This is a genomic window from Flavobacteriales bacterium, from assembly GCA_016699575.1.
GTDB lineage: Bacteria > Bacteroidota > Bacteroidia > Flavobacteriales_F > PHOS-HE28 > PHOS-HE28.
Genome location: CP064979.1, coordinates 879,470 through 895,298 on the forward strand (window position 1 = coordinate 879,470; position 15,829 = coordinate 895,298).

A 15,829-nucleotide genomic window follows, 5' to 3' on the forward strand; every position below is an offset into this window, starting at 1 on the left:
CTCCCCCCGCACGACTAGTCCCGCACATCTAGGAGAGCACCGGCTCCGCCTTCGGGTACTTCACCTTCCCGAATTGCTTCATGTACAGGTCGTAGATGATGCCGTCGGCGAGACCGACCTTGGGAACGAACACCTCTTCGATGTTGGCGGCGCGCATGATGCGCAGGAAAATGTCGGCGGCCGGGATGATCACGTCGGCACGGTCAGGGCGGAGCCGCAAGAGCTTAACGCGGTCATCGAACGAATAACCCGCTATCCGTTCGCGCTGTGTGGTGATGTCCACCGTGGTGAGCGGTTCACCGAACGAGCTGCCCGTTTCCTTGAACAGCCGGTTGATGTTCCCACCGGTACCGATCGCCATCAGGGTGCCATGCTCGGCGCGCAATTCACTGAGGAAGGCATCCACCTCGTTCCAGACGGACGCATCGACTTTGCCCTTCAACGTGCGCACGGTACCCACTTTGAAACTGGCGCTCTTCTTCCGTTCGCCCTTCTCCAGCCAAGTGAGTTCCGTGCTTCCGCCGCCCACGTCGATGAGCAGGTAGTTGCGGTCCTTGAGCAGGTCCTGTGTCCAGAACACGTTGCTGATGAGGTCGGCTTCCAACTTCCCGTTGATGACCTCAATGTGCACGCCGCTTTCCATCTCCACCCGGGCACACACCTCCTCACCGTTGCTGGCCTCGCGCATGGCACTCGTGGCGCAACAGCGCATGTAGCTGAGACCGTATACCTCAGTGAGCAACCGGAACGCCTTCAAGCTCTTGATGAGGTAATCGCGCTTCGCGCTGGTGATGGCGCCGCCGTCGAACACATCCTCGCCCAAACGGATGGGCACGCGCACCAGTGTCTGCTTCTTGATGATCGGGTGGTCGTCCCGTTCGATCACTTCGCCCACGAGAAGGCGCACGGCATTGGAACCGATGTCAATGGCGGCGTACGTGCGGTCGCGGTCCATGCGCCGAAGGTAGCCGCCAAGGGGCTCCGCCATCCGCCGGGCCGATTGTCATGCGAACGCCATTTTCGGTCAAGAGCGTGATCCATCACCCCCCGCTGGATCGTTCGTGGAGCACATTCGCCGCCGAAATGAAAACACCGCTCCTCCTCGCCGCTCTCATCGCCGCCACCACCGTGGCGGCCCAGACTTCCGTAACCGTCACCACCGGCCCGGGCAATGCCCAGCAGACCTGGTACAACCTGAACACCGACGCCACCACTTCAGCCCCGCTGGCGGAATGGGACCTCGCCTTCGAGATCAATGGCGGGTTCAATGCGGGCATCATGGCCAACACGGCCAAGGGGGTGAAGGTTTACCAAGCGCCCGTCGCTGTGGGCGATTGGGGCAGCATGGACACCACAGGCATGGCCGCCAACTGGCAGGGCCTCCACAACAGCGACAAGGACTGGAGCCTCGGGGCCTTCAACAGCGATGTGGACCTCGATGCCTACAATATCGGCTGGGGCATCTATAACACAGTAACGCACGTGGTTGCCGGCGACAGCATACAAGTGGTGGTGCTTGCTGACGGAGCGGCCAGAATGATCCGCATCGACGCGCTGGGCGCAGGTACATACACCTTCACTTACGCGAACCTTGATGGCAGCGACGAGCAAACACATCAGATCGCAAAGGCCGACTACAGCGGCAAGAACTACGCCTATTGGTCCATGACGTCCCACAGCGCCATCGACCGTGAACCGATGAGCGCCGATTGGGACATCTTGTTCGGCAAGTACACGACCAACATCGGCACGTGGTACGGTGTTACCGGCGCGCTGCACAACAAGAACGTCCAAGCTGTACAAGTTGGCGGTGTTCCGACACTCGATGCGGTGTTCCAATGGAACGACCTTGGCAACGACATCAACATCCTGGGACACGACTGGAAGTACTTCGACATGGGCACGTTCCAGTACGTGATCGAGGACTCCCTCACCTACTTCGTGAAGGACGTGACGGGCAACGTGTGGAAGATGTGGTTCACCGGTTTCGGTGGAAGCACCACGGGCGACATCAGCTTCAACAAGCAACTGATCAGCGCGGCAAGCGTTGGCGAAGTGACCAACAGCACCGTGGTTGCGCTATACCCGAACCCGACCAGCAACGGTCAAGTGAACGTTGTAATGGACGGCTTCAACGGCACCACGCGACTGCTGCTGACCGACCTGAACGGCAAATTGGTGCGCCAGCAAAGCAGCAACCAGGGCGGCGTCCTCAGCAACATCGCGTTCGATGTGAACGGTGTTGAAGCGGGCATCTATCTGCTGCGCGTCGACGATGGCGCGACGAACGCAGTGCAACGCTTGGTGGTGCAATAAGGCATGCGCCTCGGCTGGGCATCGCTCTTCATGATCACCTGCCTCGGTGCTGTGGCACAGGTGCAGGTGATCGTGCTTGATGCCGGTTCAGCGCAGCCCGTGCCTTACGCGCACGTTTCATGGATGGCCGGTGCTTCCACTGCTGTGGTAGCTGGTGACGCGAATGGCAAAGCCGCTCTGCCCCTCACTGCTGAACAAGTCACACGAGGGGTGCTGCTGAACGTGCGTGCCCTCGGGTACCATCACGCCACGGACACAATACGGTCGTTGGCACCGTTCACCGTGCGTCTTCAGGCCAAGGCACTGGAACTCGAACAAGCGGTCGTGACCGGCCAATACAAGCCCGGTACTGCGGATCGCGCGGTGCATCGGTTGCGCGTCATCGACGCCAAGCGCATGGAGCGCATGGCTGCGGAAAGTCTCGGCGATGTGTTGCGACAGGAGTTGAACATCCGCCTGGAACAAGACAACATCCTGGGCACGAGCATGCAGATGCAAGGGCTCGGCGGCGAGAACGTGAAGATCCTGGTGGACGGTGTGCCGATGATCGGCCGCCAGAACGGCAACCTCGACCTAGCGCAGATCGACCTCAGCGGGATCGAGCGCATTGAGGTGGTTGAAGGACCATTGAGCGTGAGTTACGGCACGAACGCACTGGCAGGCACCATCAACCTGATCACGCGCAAGAGGGCGCGCTCCTCGTCGACGCTGAACGCCAACGCGTATGCTGAGCACGTCGGCCGCCTGAACCTGGCCGCGACAGCAGGCCGCCGCTTCGGCCGCAACGACTTGCTCCTCACCGTGGGCCGCAACTTCTTCGGTGGCTGGGATCCGCGCCAGGGAGGCGACCTATACAACTTCGAGCCGCAGCTCGCCGACACGAACCGCTTCCAGCAGTGGAAACCACGCGAGCAGTATTTCGCACGCCTCAACTATCGTTTCGCGCTGAACGACCGCTGGACGTTGGGCTATAAAGGCGAAGGCATGCAGGACCGGATCACGAACCGTGGCAGGCCGCGCACACCCTATGGCGAAACCGCATTCGACGAACAGTACCTGACCGAACGGCTGGACAACGCCCTCTTCACCGAGGGCCAGTGGGGAAGCGGCAAACGCTTGAACGCACTTATCGCTCACAACCGCTACCGACGCCTGCGCAACACCTGGCTGCGCGACCTCACTACGCTCGACGAGCAATTGGTGAGCACCGAAGGCATGCAGGACACGTCGCGGTTCACGCTCACCAATGCACGCCTCGTCTTCAGCAGCGCGCCCGACAGCAGCAAGCTGGCCTACGAGATCGGCACCGACCTGAACCACGAGACCGGCGCGGGCGAACGCATCGGCGATGGCAACGGTGAAACGATCGGCGACTATGCCGTGTTCGCCAGCCTGGAGTGGAAACCCTTGTCGCGACTGACGTTGCGGCCCGGTGCACGGTACGCGCACAACACGCGCTACGGCGCACCGCTGATCCCATCGCTCAATGTGCGGTGGCAACTGGACAGCGCCATCACCTTGCGCGCCAGCTACGCGCAAGGGTTCCGCGCACCATCGCTCAAAGAGTTGTACTTCTTCTTCGTGGACGTGAACCATGACATCGTGGGCAACGAAGACCTTGAAGCCGAACGCTCGAACAGTTTCAACCTCGGGCTCACTTACCGGAAGAACATGGAACGAGGGGTGTTCACTGCGGATCTCTCTACGTTCTGCAACGTCATCAGCGACCTTATCACTCTGGTGCAGATCTCACCGACGCGGTACAGCTACGTGAACATCGGCGACTACCGCACGGTAGGCGGCAGCGCCGGCATCGGATGGGACAACGGCCACTGGCTGCTGAACATCGCCGGAGCGTTCACTGGCCGCTACGACGAACTGGGCGAGACCAGTGGTGGCGATGCGTGGCTGTACACACCTGAAGTGCGCGGCACCATAACACGCGAATGGCGGAAGTACGGCTGGAGCGCTTCGGTCTTCGCCAAGTACCAGGGCGAACTGGGCAACTATGTATCCCTCTCGGAAACAGAAGTGGGGCGCAGCACGCTGGACCCGTACGTGATGGCCGATGCCAACATCAGCAAGTCACTTTGGAAGAAGCGGCTGCGCATTGGCATGGGCTGCAAGAACATCACCAACGTCTCCAACATCGGTTCATCGATGGTGGCCGGTGGTGTGCACAGCGGTGGCGGCGGGCAGGTGCCGATGGCCATCGGCCGCACATGTTTCCTCCGGTTGGACATCGATCTGAAGAAGCAAGAATGAAGAACGTTTGGTCCATCGGTGCGGTCAGTGCGTTGCTGCTCAGCAGCTGCTTGAAGGATGAACTGCCGGTTCCTGCGCGTCCGCAAGGCGGAGTGGTGACCGGACAGGCGTGTTTGGGCAGCGACTACGGCGATCAGCTCTGGTACGACCTGGGCAGCAATGCGATCGTGAGCGCGAACAGCAAGAACGCATGGGACCTTGCCTTCGAGTGCAGCGCCGATGGTTGGCTCGTGCGCCTCAACACCGCCCGGTTCATGCGCGCAGCGGAACTGAACACCACGGACATCGCGCAACCGGTTGACACGAACGGGTTCGCGGCATTGTGGCGTATCGACCATAACGGCGGTTCACCGGACTCCACCGCGATCCGCGACTGGCGCACCAACTTGCCGGTGTACGCGCTGGAAATGGGCTTCAGTGACATCGGCTTGCCCATTGGCGTGAAGTTGCTGCGCATCACCTCGGTGGATCCCAACGGCTTCACGTTCGAGACCGCCAACATGAACGGCACCAACGTTCAACAGCACACGGTGGCGAAGGACCCCACCCGCAGCTACGTGCACTTCAAGATCAGCTCAGGACAAGTCGTGAACATCGCACCGCCCACCGGTTCGTACGATCTGGTCTTCACGCAATACACCTACCAGTTCTACGAGCCCTACACGGCCTACTTGGTCACTGGGGCCATCAATGCCTTCAGTGGTGCACGCGTGGCACCGATGGTCACCAGCGATTTCAACGCTGTGACGGTGGCCGATACGCTCGCGCATCCGTTCACCGCCGGTGACGACGCCGTGGGTTACGAGTGGAAGGAGTACGATTTCGACCTCGCCGTCTACACCGTTTTCCCCGAACGGGTGTACATCATCGAAGACAGCGAAGGACAGTTCTTCAAGCTGCACTTCACCGACTTCTACAACGACCAAGGCGAGCGTGGCTGCCCGACGTTCGAGGTGGTGGCGTTGTGATCAGCGCAGCACGATCAGGCGTTCCTCCAACGACTTGATCTTCGCCTCGGCGTCAGCCTTCTTCTTGCGCTCGTTCTCCAGCACCTGGGGCGGAGCACCGGCAACAAAGCGCTCGTTCGAGAGCTTCTTGTCCACGCTGGTGAGGAAGCCGCGGAGGTAATTCAGCTCCTCTTCGGCCTTCTTCGCCTCAGCGGCGGGATCCACATTGCCGCCGAGGTCCACGGCATACTCAGTGGTGCCGACGAGGAAGGTCACGGAACCATCGGCCGGTTTCGCAACGGCGTTGATGGCGCTCACGTTGGCGAGTTTGCCCACCAGCGCGATGGTCGATGCACTTAGCGGTGTCGTGCCTTTCACCTTCAACTCCATTGCCTCCTTCGGGCTCATGCCACGTTCGTTGCGCGTGTTGCGCACGGCGGTCACAAGATCGAATGCGTGTTGGACTTCGGCTTCGAGCTTCGCATCACCGTCGCCGCCCTTCGGCCAGGCGGCAATGATCAGCGCATCCTTTGGGCCTTGGCGCTCGCGCAAGTGGCTCCACAACTCTTCGGTGAGGAAGGGCATGAAGGGATGCAGCAACTTCATCACATCCTCGAATAGGCTGATGGTCGCTTCGTACGTCGTGCGGTCTATGGGTTCGCCTACGCCGTTCACGAAGGAGGGCTTGATGGATTCGAGGTACCAGCTGCACAGATCATCCCAGATCAGCTTGTAGGTGGCCATGAGCGCCTCGCTGATGCGGAACTGCGCGTAGAGGTCGTCGATCTCCTTCGTGGCATGCTCGACGCGTGAACGCATCCATGCACAAGCCACCGCGTTGCCGGCACTCTGCGCGCGATCATCAACGCTCCAGCCCTTCACCAGGCGAAAGGCGTTCCAGATCTTGTTGCTGAAGTTGCGGCCCTGCTCGCAGAGGGAATCGTCGTAAGGCAGATCGTTGCCAGCGGGTGAGGTGAGCAACATGCCCACGCGCACGCCATCCGCACCGAACTTCTCGATCAGCTCCAGCGGATCCGGACTATTGCCGAGGCTCTTGCTCATCTTCCGGCCCAGCTTGTCGCGCACGATGCCAGTGAGGTACACGTTCTTGAACGGCACCTCGTTGCGGTACTCCAGCCCGGCCATGATCATGCGCGCCACCCAGAAGAAGAGGATCTCCGGTGCGGTCACCAGATCGTTCGTCGGGTAGTAGTACTTGATGTCGGCATTGTCCGGATCCTCGAAACCGTCGAACACGCTGATGGGCCAGAGCCAGCTGCTGAACCAGGTGTCCACCACATCCTCGTCCTGCTTGATGCCCGTGGTGCTTTGTCCTTGTGATTTGAAGTAAGCGACCGCCTCGGCCTCGGTCTTGCACACGGCCGCGTCACCGTTGTCGTTGTACCATGCGGGCACCTGCTGGCCCCACCACAACTGGCGGCTGATGCACCAGTCGCGCACGTTCTCCATCCAATACTTGTAGGTGTTGGTGAATTTCTGCGGATGCAGTTTCACCTTCCCATCAAGCACCACTTCCAGCGCGGGCTTGGCCAGCTCGCTCATCTTCACGAACCATTGCAAGCTGAGACGTGGCTCGATCACAGCATCCGTGCGCTCGCTGTAGCCCACCTTGTTCTTGATGTCCTCGATCTTGACGAGGTGGCCTTTCTCCTCGAGGTCCTTCACGATCTTCTTGCGTACGGCGAAGCGGTCCTCGCCCACGTAGAGCTGCGCGGCCGCGCTCAGGGTGCCGTTGGGCTCCAGCATGTCGATCGTTCCCAGGCCGTGCTTCTTGCCCAGCTCGTGGTCGTTCGCATCGTGCGCCGGCGTCACTTTCAACGCACCGGTACCGAACTCGCGCTCCACGTACTCGTCGAAGATGATGGGTATGCTGCGGCCGATCAAGGGCACCAATGCGCGCTTCCCCTTCAGGTGGGCATAGCGCTCGTCTTCCGGGTGTACGGCGATGGCGGTATCACCCAGGATGGTCTCAGGCCGCGTGGTGGCGATCGTGATGTATTCGCCCTCATCCCCTGGCCCCTTCTCCGAGGGAGAAGGGGGGTCGATCCGGTATCGGACATGGAAGAGACGTGAGTTCATCTCTTTCATGATCACTTCCTCATCGCTCACGGCGGTGAGGGCCACGGGATCCCAGTTCACCATGCGCTGGCCACGATACACGAGGCCTTTCTTGTGCAGGTCGATGAAAACATCGAGCACGGCTTCGCTCAACTTCGGCTCCATGGTGAAGCGCGTGCGGTCCCAATCACAGGAGGCACCCAGCTTCTTCAACTGCTCAAGGATCACGCCGCCGTATTTGTCCTTCCAGGCATGTGCATGCTTCAGAAATTCTTCGCGACCGATCGCGCTTTTCTTGATCCCTTGTTCAGCAAGCAGGCGCACCACCTTCGCTTCCGTGGCGATGCTCGCGTGGTCCGTTCCCGGAACCCAGCAGGCATTCTTGCCCTGCATGCGCGCGCGCCGAACGAGCACGTCCTGGATGGTGTTGTTCAGCATGTGCCCCATGTGCAGTACACCTGTCACGTTCGGCGGCGGTATCACGACGGTGTACGGCTCGCGGCCGTCGGGCACGCTTCGGAAGTAGCCGTTGTCGAGCCAGTACTGGTACCACTTGCGTTCCGTGGTGGAGGGGTCGTAGCGCTTGTCGAGTTCCATTGCATCCGCCGTAGCCTTGGCGAAGGCGGATGGTTCCGCTCTTGCACCTCGTTTTCGGCGCTGCGAAAGTAGCCGGGTCCCCTGCCCGTCACTTCCGCTGTTAATCGCCTGTTAAGGTCCGAACCTTGGTTTCCGACCCCCGTACTTTTGGTCGCGTTACCGCTTGGTGCGGAACGTTGAACCGAAAACCAAACACACACCTCAACATGAAGAAGGTTCTTTTTTCCCTCGCGCTGGTGTCGCTCTTCGGCGATGCCATGGCCCAGGACAACACCCGCGCCGTGGGCGGCAACGGTCCGCAACTGACCATCGACAAGGAAGTGCACGACTACGGCACCGTGGCCAAAGGCGCCAACGGTACCAGCGAGTTCACGGTGACCAACACTGGCGACCAGCCCCTGATCATCACCAACTGCAAAGGCAGCTGCGGTTGCACGGTTCCCAAGTGCGACACCGCCCCTATCGCGCCGGGCAAAACCACCATTATCACGGTGAAGTACGACACGATGCGCCCCGGTCCGATCAACAAGAACGTGACCATCACTAGCAATGCCACCAATGCCCCCAACAAGGTGGTGCGCATCACGGGCAACGTGGAAGCCGGTCCTGACACCCCGACCAGCCCTGTGAAGGACGCCAGCCCGATGTCGCCTGTGGCGAACCCGGGTGGTGGCATGTAAGCCGAACACCTTTTGAACGAAGCCCCTGCCGGTTTGCCGGTGGGGGCTTCTTCGTTCTTGGCCATCACCGATCTTCGCCGCCTCAACCGGCCTACCGAACATGCCATCCATCAGCAAGAAAGGCGAGCGTATGCCGCCCAGTCCCATCCGCAAACTGGTGCCCTACGCCGAAGCTGCCAAGAAGCGCGGCACCAAGGTGCTGCACCTCAATATCGGCCAACCTGACATTGCCACGCCGCAGGTCGCCCTGGAAGCCCTCCACCACATGGACCTAAAAGTGGTGGAATACAGCCACAGCGCCGGCAACGAAAGCTACCGCAAGGGCTTGGTGAAGTACTACGCCCAACATGGCATCACCATCACGCACGAGCAGATCATCGTCACCAACGGCGGAAGCGAGGCCCTGCTCTTCAGCATCATGGCCACCCTCGATCCCGGTGATGAGGTCATCATCCCGGAGCCGTTCTATGCCAACTACAACAGTTTCAGCGTTGCTGCCGGTGCGGTGGTGGTGCCGGTGCGCTGTAGCATCGACAATGGCTTCGCCTTGCCGCCCATCACGGAGTTCGAGAAGCTCATCACCCCGAAGACGCGCGCGATCCTGATCTGCAACCCGGGCAACCCCACGGGCTACCTGTACAGCAAGGAGGAACTAGAGCGTCTCCGGGACATCGTGAAGAAGCACGACCTCTTTCTGTTCGCTGACGAGGTGTACCGCGAGTTCTGTTACGATGGCGCAGAACACATGAGCGCGCTGAACTTGGAGGGGATCGACGGGAACGTGATCCTCATCGACAGTGTGAGCAAGCGCTACAGCATGTGCGGTGCTCGTGTCGGGGCGGTCATCAGCCGGAACAAGGAGGTGATGGCGGCCGTCCTGAAGTTCGCACAAGCGCGTTTGAGCCCGCCAACGTTCGGACAACTCGCCTCGGAAGCGGCACTGGCCACGCCGGCGTCCTATTTCAGTGAGGTGATCGGCGAATACCGGCAACGCCGCGATGTGCTGGTGGATGGTCTAAACAGCATTCCGGGCGTGAAATGCCCCAAACCCAAAGGGGCTTTCTATTGCGTCGCCGAGCTGCCGGTGGACGATAGTGACCGGTTCTGCCAATGGCTCCTGGAATCGTTCGAGCACAAGGGCCACACGGTGATGATGGCCCCGGCCACGGGGTTCTATTCAGTCCCCGAACCCGGCCGCCAGCAGGTGCGACTGGCCTACGTACTGGAACAGGACAAGCTGAAGCTGGCCGTGGAGTGCTTGGCCGAGGCGCTGAAGCTCTATCCCGGAGTAACCCGTTCGGTGCCTGCGGAGGCCGCGGCGTCCTGACTACCCCCGCGTACTGGGAAAGCCGACCCGAGGGTCGGCTTTCCTGTTTTCGTCGAACTGTAACCAGGGGTTCGTCGAAGCCGTTGAAGCGCCCGGTCCGATCCCCCCATCGCGGCGAACGGACCGAAAAAAGGACGCTATGCAACGCTTCAGAAACCTCCTGTTGGGCACCATTACGGTTGTCCTTGGCCTCATCGTATCCGGCACTGTGAACGCACAGGACACCAGTGAACGCCGACATGCCTTCCGCTGCAGTGGGATCAATAGCCCCGCCAAGCAGAAACAGCTGACGGAACTATTGCGGGGATTCGACCCGGAAATGGTGGTGTCGGTGGACGAAACGTCCCAGTTGATGAAGCTGTTGACCACCGTTCAACTGGACATAGGTGAGGTGCGCAACATGTGTTCGCTCATCGGAGTGCAACTGCAACCGGTGCAGCGCCGCGATGGTAATTGGGTGAACGAATGATCAATCGAAAATCCCTGACGATGAAATCCACATCGATCATAACAAGTACGGTCCGATCACTAGTGCTGCTTTCGACGTTCGCATCCGCGATCGGCGCCCATGCGCAAAGCAGCAGCGATGGTTGCGGTTTCGCGGTCGCGAACCAATACACCGTGAACAGCTCATGCTCGTTCCAGACCTTCAACAAGCCCACGGCATACGTCAATAACACGAATCCCGGTGGTTGCAACTCCTCGGCCAACGACGACGCGTTCGGCTGGTTCACGGCAACCTCGACGCTCACTGCCATCACGTACGATCCGCTGAACAACCATGATCCAGTTCTGCACGTGCTCAGCGGCACCTGCGGGTCCCCCACCGTGATCGGATGCGCGGACAATGGCGGCAACGGGGTCAACGAAACGGTGACCGTTGCCACGACCGTCGGGGCCAATTACCATTTCCGGGTGCAACGCTATTTCACGAACTCCGCCATGGACGGCTCCATCTGTATTTACAATGTGGTTCCGCCCGCCAACGACGACCCGTGCGGCGCCACCGCGCTCACCTTGGGAACGACATGCTCTTCAACGAGCCATACCAACGTGAACGCGACGTTCACCTCATCCTTGCCTGATCCGGGCTGTGGTGGCTACAGCGGTTCTGTTCGCGATGTTTGGTTCTCCTTCGTTGCCCCCAGCACCAAAACCGTGCACTTCCAAGTGACCTCGGGCACAATGGGAAATCCTGCCATGGCACTGTATACCGCCACGGCTTGCGGCAGCACCTTTTCCTTGATCGAATGCGACGACAACGACGGCATCGGTAATGCCCCGTTCCTGTACCTCTATGATCTCGTTCCCGGAGATACGTACTACCTGCGCGTGTGGGGCAGCGGAGGCGGCCAGGGCACGTTCGACCTCTGCGCGGTGACACCACCCACAACGGCCGACTGTTTCTACGCGCTTCATATGAACGACAGTTTCGGCGACGGTTGGGACGGCAGCACGGTCGGGGTGAGCATCAACGGTGGCGCTACGACCAACTACACCTTGGCGGACGGCAACAAGGGAATGGTGTACATCCCCTTGGACAACGGGGATATCATCACGCTCACGTACACGCCGGCCGGGAGCTGGCAGAACGAGATCAGCTACATACTCCAAAGCGGGCAAGGCGTCCTGTTCTCCGACGGCCCAACCCCGGCCTCGGGCACGGTCTACGCGAACCCCAACGATTGCGTGGCCCCAGACCCACCGCGTGAGGACTGTTACGGCAGTCTGGCCATCTGCGCGGCCAGCGGTAACAGTTCCAATCCAGCGAGCACAGGCTTGAAACCGGACCTGAACCTACATACGCGCGGGTGCCTGAGCAATGACGAGCGCCAAGGCACATGGTTCAACTTCACCGTGTCGGCCTCGGGCACCATAGAGTTCACGATCGTCCCGTCCAACTCGGGCGATGATTACGACTTCGCTTTGTGGGGACCCGAAACCTCCGTTGCCTGCCCTCCGTCCACCTCCCCTTACAGGTGCTCCTACTCTGACGACTCCGGCGATACCGGGCTCTTGGTCTCCTCGACCGATGTCAGCGAAGATGCTAGCGGCGACAAATACGTGCAAGCCATTGATGTGAGCGTGGGAGAGGTGTACGTACTTTACATCAGCAATTGGAGCCAGAGCGGCCTGCAGTTCGATCTGGACTTCAACATGATCAGTGGTGCGAGCATCGACTGCACTGTGCTTCCCGTGGAACTGCTGACCTTCGAAGCCGGCGCAAAGGAGCGTACGGTGGAATTGGATTGGGCCACGGCGTCGGAGGCCGGCAGTTCGCACTTTGTGGTGCAACGTTCGCCCAACGGCGAGGACTTCGCGGACATCGGTACGGTGAACAGCGCAGGAACATCCTTCACCACCACGGAATACGCCTTCGTTGATGACCGGCCGATCGCCGGCACCAACTACTACCGTTTGAAACAAGTGGATACCGATGGTAGTTTCAGCTATTCGGACATTGCCACGGTGAACTTCGGCAGTGCAGTAGTGATCGGAACACCTTACCCCAATCCAACGGACGGTACCGTGAACGTGCCACTGAACGCCAATGAAGACGGCCTGGCCCACTTGGAAGTAAGCGATGCAACCGGCCGTACAGTGCATCGTTCCGCACATGCCATAACCAGTGGTACCAATACATTGAGCTCGGACCTGCAAGGACTGAAGCCGGGCACGTACATGGTCACTGTGATCACACAGGATGGTCTCCCCACACGGTGCGGTCGGTTCATGCTCCGTTGATCCATTCACCCCATTCCCCGAAGAGCCCCCATACGGGGCTTTTCGGCTTTCAAGGCCCTGCCGCCCAACAGGCAACCGATCGACCATGGCATCGTTCGTTGGTTATATTGCCGTCGCTGATATCCATGAGATTCCCATCACTGATCGTCTTGGGCCTGTTGGCCTTTGCACCAGCGTTGCTCTTGGCGCAGGGCCCGAAGAAGACCGTGCTTTTCGGGCGCTGCACCACCACCATCAGCCAGGGCCAGGAAAAGCAATTGCAAATGCTGCTGAACAGCACGGATCCATTGGGCCTGCTGTCCGTCCACACGAACAGGCACCATGTGAAAGTGCTGCATTCAACAGATCTGGCGCAGGGCGCTGTGGCGTCCATCTTCCAATTGGTCGGCCTTGACCTGGAGGTGTTCCAAAGTGCTCCGGGAACAACAGCGAACCGCGCGCCAGACAGCACTAAGGCCCCCGTGTTCGTGGATACGGGCAACCCCGATCTTGATGCGCAGAACTATGCCGCCGCCAAAGCGGCGTGGGCTGAAACGTATCCGCACCAGTACGAAGAGTTCTTTGGGCAATGATGAAGCGTGGTATTGCACTGGTCGCATTGGTCGTCGTTTTGACCGGACCAACGGTGCACGCCCAGTGCCCTGATAACAACACCTTGTTCGGTGTGGCCATCACCCCACCTTGCCCCGGATCAACGACGAGCGGATGTGTGCCGGCGGGCCAGTACATCCTGGTGAACGTGGTGGCCGGCAACGTGTACACCTTCAACACGTGCGCCGCGGCCTGGGATACACAGATAACGCTCTACAACAACGGCGGCGGAGCTAGCCTGGGCTACAACGACGATTTCTGCGCACCCGGGTCGCAGGTTACCTGGACCGCCACCTTCACCGGGCAATTGCGGGTGCTGGTGGACCAGTGGAACTGTACAACCAGCGCGAATTGTGTACCCATCGGCATCGCATGCTCGGCGCCGCCGCCACCGGTCACGAACAACGAGCCGTGCACCTCCGTCAGTCTCCCGGTGAACACTTCCTGCGTTGCGCAGAATTTCTCGAACGTCGGTTCCACCATTACCATCAACCCACCAACACCGAGCTGCGGTTTGATCACGGGTGGTGACGTTTGGTTCAGCTTCGTTGCGCCTCCATCCGGTATTGTGAATTTCCAGACCGCCGCCGGCACATTGCTCGACGCCGTCATGGCCGTGTATTCCGCCACCAATTGCTCAACCGCTCTGGTTGAAGTCGGCTGCGATGACGACTCAGGACCCGGCACCATGCCCTATCTGTCACTTACGGGGCTCACACCGGGCAATACCTACTTCATCAGGATCTTCGGTTTCAGTGGCACCACCGGCACCTTCAGCATATGCCTCACCACGGTTGCACTTCCCGCAGGTGATTGCATCTACCAGTTGAGCATGTTCGACAGTTTCGGTGACGGATGGGACGGTAGCACCGTGGGCATCAGCATCAATGGCGGCCCCTTCACCAACTACACGCTTCCCGGGGGCTCCAACGGCATCGCTCTCATTGGGGTGAACATCGGCGACATCGTTATCGTGCAGTACACCGAGAACAGCTTCTTCCCCGGCGAGATCAGTTATTCCATCGGGCCCGGATGCATCTGGAGCGACGGACCTACGCCCTCGACCGGGATCGTGTTCACGCAAACCGTCGATTGCCAGCCTGCCCCCTCCCCTCCGGAAGACTGTGCCGGTGCGATCACCATTTGCAATAACCAGGCGTTCAACAACAATACGCAGAGCACAGGTTGCGCATTCGATCTGGATGCCGCCAACCAGGGCTGCCTGGCAAGTGCAGAGCGCCAAGGGACGTGGTATTACTTCAGTCCAAGCACCAGTGGAAACGTCGCGTTCACCATTTCCCCGACCGATCCAACGGACGATTACGACTTCGCCATCTGGGGGCCCTTCCCACCGGGGAATCCCATTTGCCCTCCACCCGGTGCACCGCTCCGTTGTTCTTATGCGGCCCCTGCTGGTGATACCGGTCTCAACTACACGGCGGTCGACAATACGGAAGGGGCAGGTGGGGACAAATGGGTGAACGACCTGGCCGTGGTGGCTGGCCAAGTGTATATCCTGTACGTTTCGAATTTCAGCCAGAGCGGTCTGGCCTTCAACCTGAACTGGAACCTGACCAATGGTGCCAGTTTGGATTGTACGGTCCTGCCGGTTGAACTCGTCTACTTCGAGGCGAAAGCCGCAGCGGCGGCAGTTGATCTTACCTGGGGAACGGCTACTGAGCTCAATAGCGACCACTTCCTGGTGGAACGTAGCACGGATGGCGAGTTCTTCACTACGGTGGGCCATGTGCAGGCTGCCGGCAACAGTCTCGTGGATCACCACTACGTCTTCGTTGACCGGAACCCACCCACTGGACTGCTGCAATACCGCCTCAGGCAAGTTGACACGGACGGCCGATCAGCGTACTCCGATCGGGCGACGGTTCTCATGGGCAGCCTGGTCCTGGCAGGTGCTCCGTACCCCAATCCTTCCTCCTCGGAGGTCCGCCTTGACCTCGCCGTGGCCAGCGAGGGGCTTTACCGGGTGCAGTTCATCGACCTCTTGGGCCGAGCACATTTGGACCAACGGTTCAGCGCCCATCGAGGGCAACAGACCATGGTCATGAACGTTCAGCCGTTGGATGCCGGGCCTTATCTGGTGCGGATCGTGGCCCCGGACGGCTCGGTGGTCACGACCGGTAGCTTCGCTAAATACTGACCATCCCCCGGGGCGCGGTTGAAAACCTGCGGGCAACCTGCGCAACCACAGGTCGTCATTCATGCGCAATGTCCCTTGGCTTTCCCTTCCAACCTGTTCATGACTTGCGTCCCGACCACCTTGC

General features: G+C 60.1%; 11 protein-coding genes. 9 read left to right on the forward strand and 2 right to left on the reverse strand.

The genetic code is table 11. The features are described from left to right. Nucleotides 1–28: 28 nt before the first annotated feature. A complete protein-coding gene (locus IPJ76_03725; protein ID QQR87343.1) occupies nt 29–955 on the reverse strand; it encodes an exopolyphosphatase in 927 nt (308 codons plus the stop codon). Between the two features lie 128 nt (nt 956–1,083). Here IPJ76_03725 and IPJ76_03730 point away from each other — a divergent pair, with 128 nt between their 5' ends. From IPJ76_03730 to IPJ76_03740, 3 genes are read left to right on the forward strand one after another with little or no spacing between them, the layout of a single operon-like run. Next, entirely contained in the window at nt 1,084–2,316 is a 1,233-nt protein-coding gene (locus tag IPJ76_03730) for a T9SS type A sorting domain-containing protein (protein ID QQR87344.1), read from the forward strand. 3 nt (nt 2,317–2,319) lie between these two features. Beyond that, complete coding sequence (locus IPJ76_03735) at nt 2,320–4,581, forward strand: TonB-dependent receptor (protein QQR87345.1); 2,262 nt, start codon at nt 2,320–2,322, stop codon at nt 4,579–4,581. Further along, entirely contained in the window at nt 4,578–5,549 is a 972-nt protein-coding gene (locus IPJ76_03740; GenBank protein QQR87346.1) for an HmuY family protein, read from the forward strand. The genes IPJ76_03735 and IPJ76_03740 overlap by 4 nt, the downstream gene beginning before the upstream one ends. Here IPJ76_03740 and IPJ76_03745 read toward each other — a convergent pair whose 3' ends face one another. Next, a complete protein-coding gene (locus tag IPJ76_03745) occupies nt 5,550–8,204 on the reverse strand; it encodes a valine--tRNA ligase (GenBank protein ID QQR87347.1) in 2,655 nt (884 codons plus the stop codon). It abuts the gene before it with no gap. A 206-nt stretch (nt 8,205–8,410) separates the two neighbouring features. On the opposite strand from IPJ76_03745, the gene IPJ76_03750 reads away from it, so the two are divergent. The 6 genes from IPJ76_03750 (at nt 8,411) to IPJ76_03775 (ending at nt 15,705) form a co-directional block, all read left to right on the forward strand. Further along, nucleotides 8,411–8,884, forward strand: a complete 474-nt coding sequence (locus IPJ76_03750; GenBank protein ID QQR87348.1) for a DUF1573 domain-containing protein — start codon at nt 8,411–8,413, stop codon at nt 8,882–8,884. A gap of 100 nt (nt 8,885–8,984) precedes the next feature. Then, nucleotides 8,985–10,211, forward strand: coding sequence for a pyridoxal phosphate-dependent aminotransferase (locus tag IPJ76_03755; GenBank protein ID QQR87349.1), 1,227 nt, complete (start codon nt 8,985–8,987; stop codon nt 10,209–10,211). 139 nt (nt 10,212–10,350) lie between these two features. After that, a complete protein-coding gene (locus IPJ76_03760; protein ID QQR87350.1) occupies nt 10,351–10,680 on the forward strand; it encodes a hypothetical protein in 330 nt (109 codons plus the stop codon). Between the two features lie 20 nt (nt 10,681–10,700). Then, nucleotides 10,701–12,956: a T9SS type A sorting domain-containing protein gene (locus IPJ76_03765; protein ID QQR87351.1), complete on the forward strand. Its 2,256-nt coding sequence runs from the start codon at nt 10,701–10,703 to the stop codon at nt 12,954–12,956. A gap of 125 nt (nt 12,957–13,081) precedes the next feature. Then, entirely contained in the window at nt 13,082–13,528 is a 447-nt protein-coding gene (locus tag IPJ76_03770) for a hypothetical protein (protein ID QQR87352.1), read from the forward strand. Next, complete coding sequence (locus tag IPJ76_03775) at nt 13,525–15,705, forward strand: T9SS type A sorting domain-containing protein (GenBank protein ID QQR87353.1); 2,181 nt, start codon at nt 13,525–13,527, stop codon at nt 15,703–15,705. The genes IPJ76_03770 and IPJ76_03775 overlap by 4 nt, the downstream gene beginning before the upstream one ends. Nucleotides 15,706–15,829 lie beyond the last annotated feature (124 nt).

What these genes read in the sequence shown, in the direction of transcription:
- IPJ76_03755 (QQR87349.1), top strand. Translation starts at nt 8,985, where the DNA reads ATGCCATCCATCAGCAAGAAAGGCGAGCGTATGCCGCCCAGTCCCATC.
- IPJ76_03730 (QQR87344.1), top strand. Translation starts at nt 1,084, where the DNA reads ATGAAAACACCGCTCCTCCTCGCCGCTCTCATCGCCGCCACCACCGTG.
- IPJ76_03775 (QQR87353.1), top strand. Translation starts at nt 13,525, where the DNA reads ATGATGAAGCGTGGTATTGCACTGGTCGCATTGGTCGTCGTTTTGACC.
- IPJ76_03760 (QQR87350.1), top strand. Translation starts at nt 10,351, where the DNA reads ATGCAACGCTTCAGAAACCTCCTGTTGGGCACCATTACGGTTGTCCTT.
- IPJ76_03765 (QQR87351.1), top strand. Translation starts at nt 10,701, where the DNA reads ATGAAATCCACATCGATCATAACAAGTACGGTCCGATCACTAGTGCTG.
- IPJ76_03750 (QQR87348.1), top strand. Translation starts at nt 8,411, where the DNA reads ATGAAGAAGGTTCTTTTTTCCCTCGCGCTGGTGTCGCTCTTCGGCGAT.
- IPJ76_03725 (QQR87343.1), bottom strand. Translation starts at nt 955, where the DNA reads ATGGACCGCGACCGCACGTACGCCGCCATTGACATCGGTTCCAATGCC.
- IPJ76_03735 (QQR87345.1), top strand. Translation starts at nt 2,320, where the DNA reads ATGCGCCTCGGCTGGGCATCGCTCTTCATGATCACCTGCCTCGGTGCT.
- IPJ76_03745 (QQR87347.1), bottom strand. Translation starts at nt 8,204, where the DNA reads ATGGAACTCGACAAGCGCTACGACCCCTCCACCACGGAACGCAAGTGG.
- IPJ76_03770 (QQR87352.1), top strand. Translation starts at nt 13,082, where the DNA reads ATGAGATTCCCATCACTGATCGTCTTGGGCCTGTTGGCCTTTGCACCA.
- IPJ76_03740 (QQR87346.1), top strand. Translation starts at nt 4,578, where the DNA reads ATGAAGAACGTTTGGTCCATCGGTGCGGTCAGTGCGTTGCTGCTCAGC.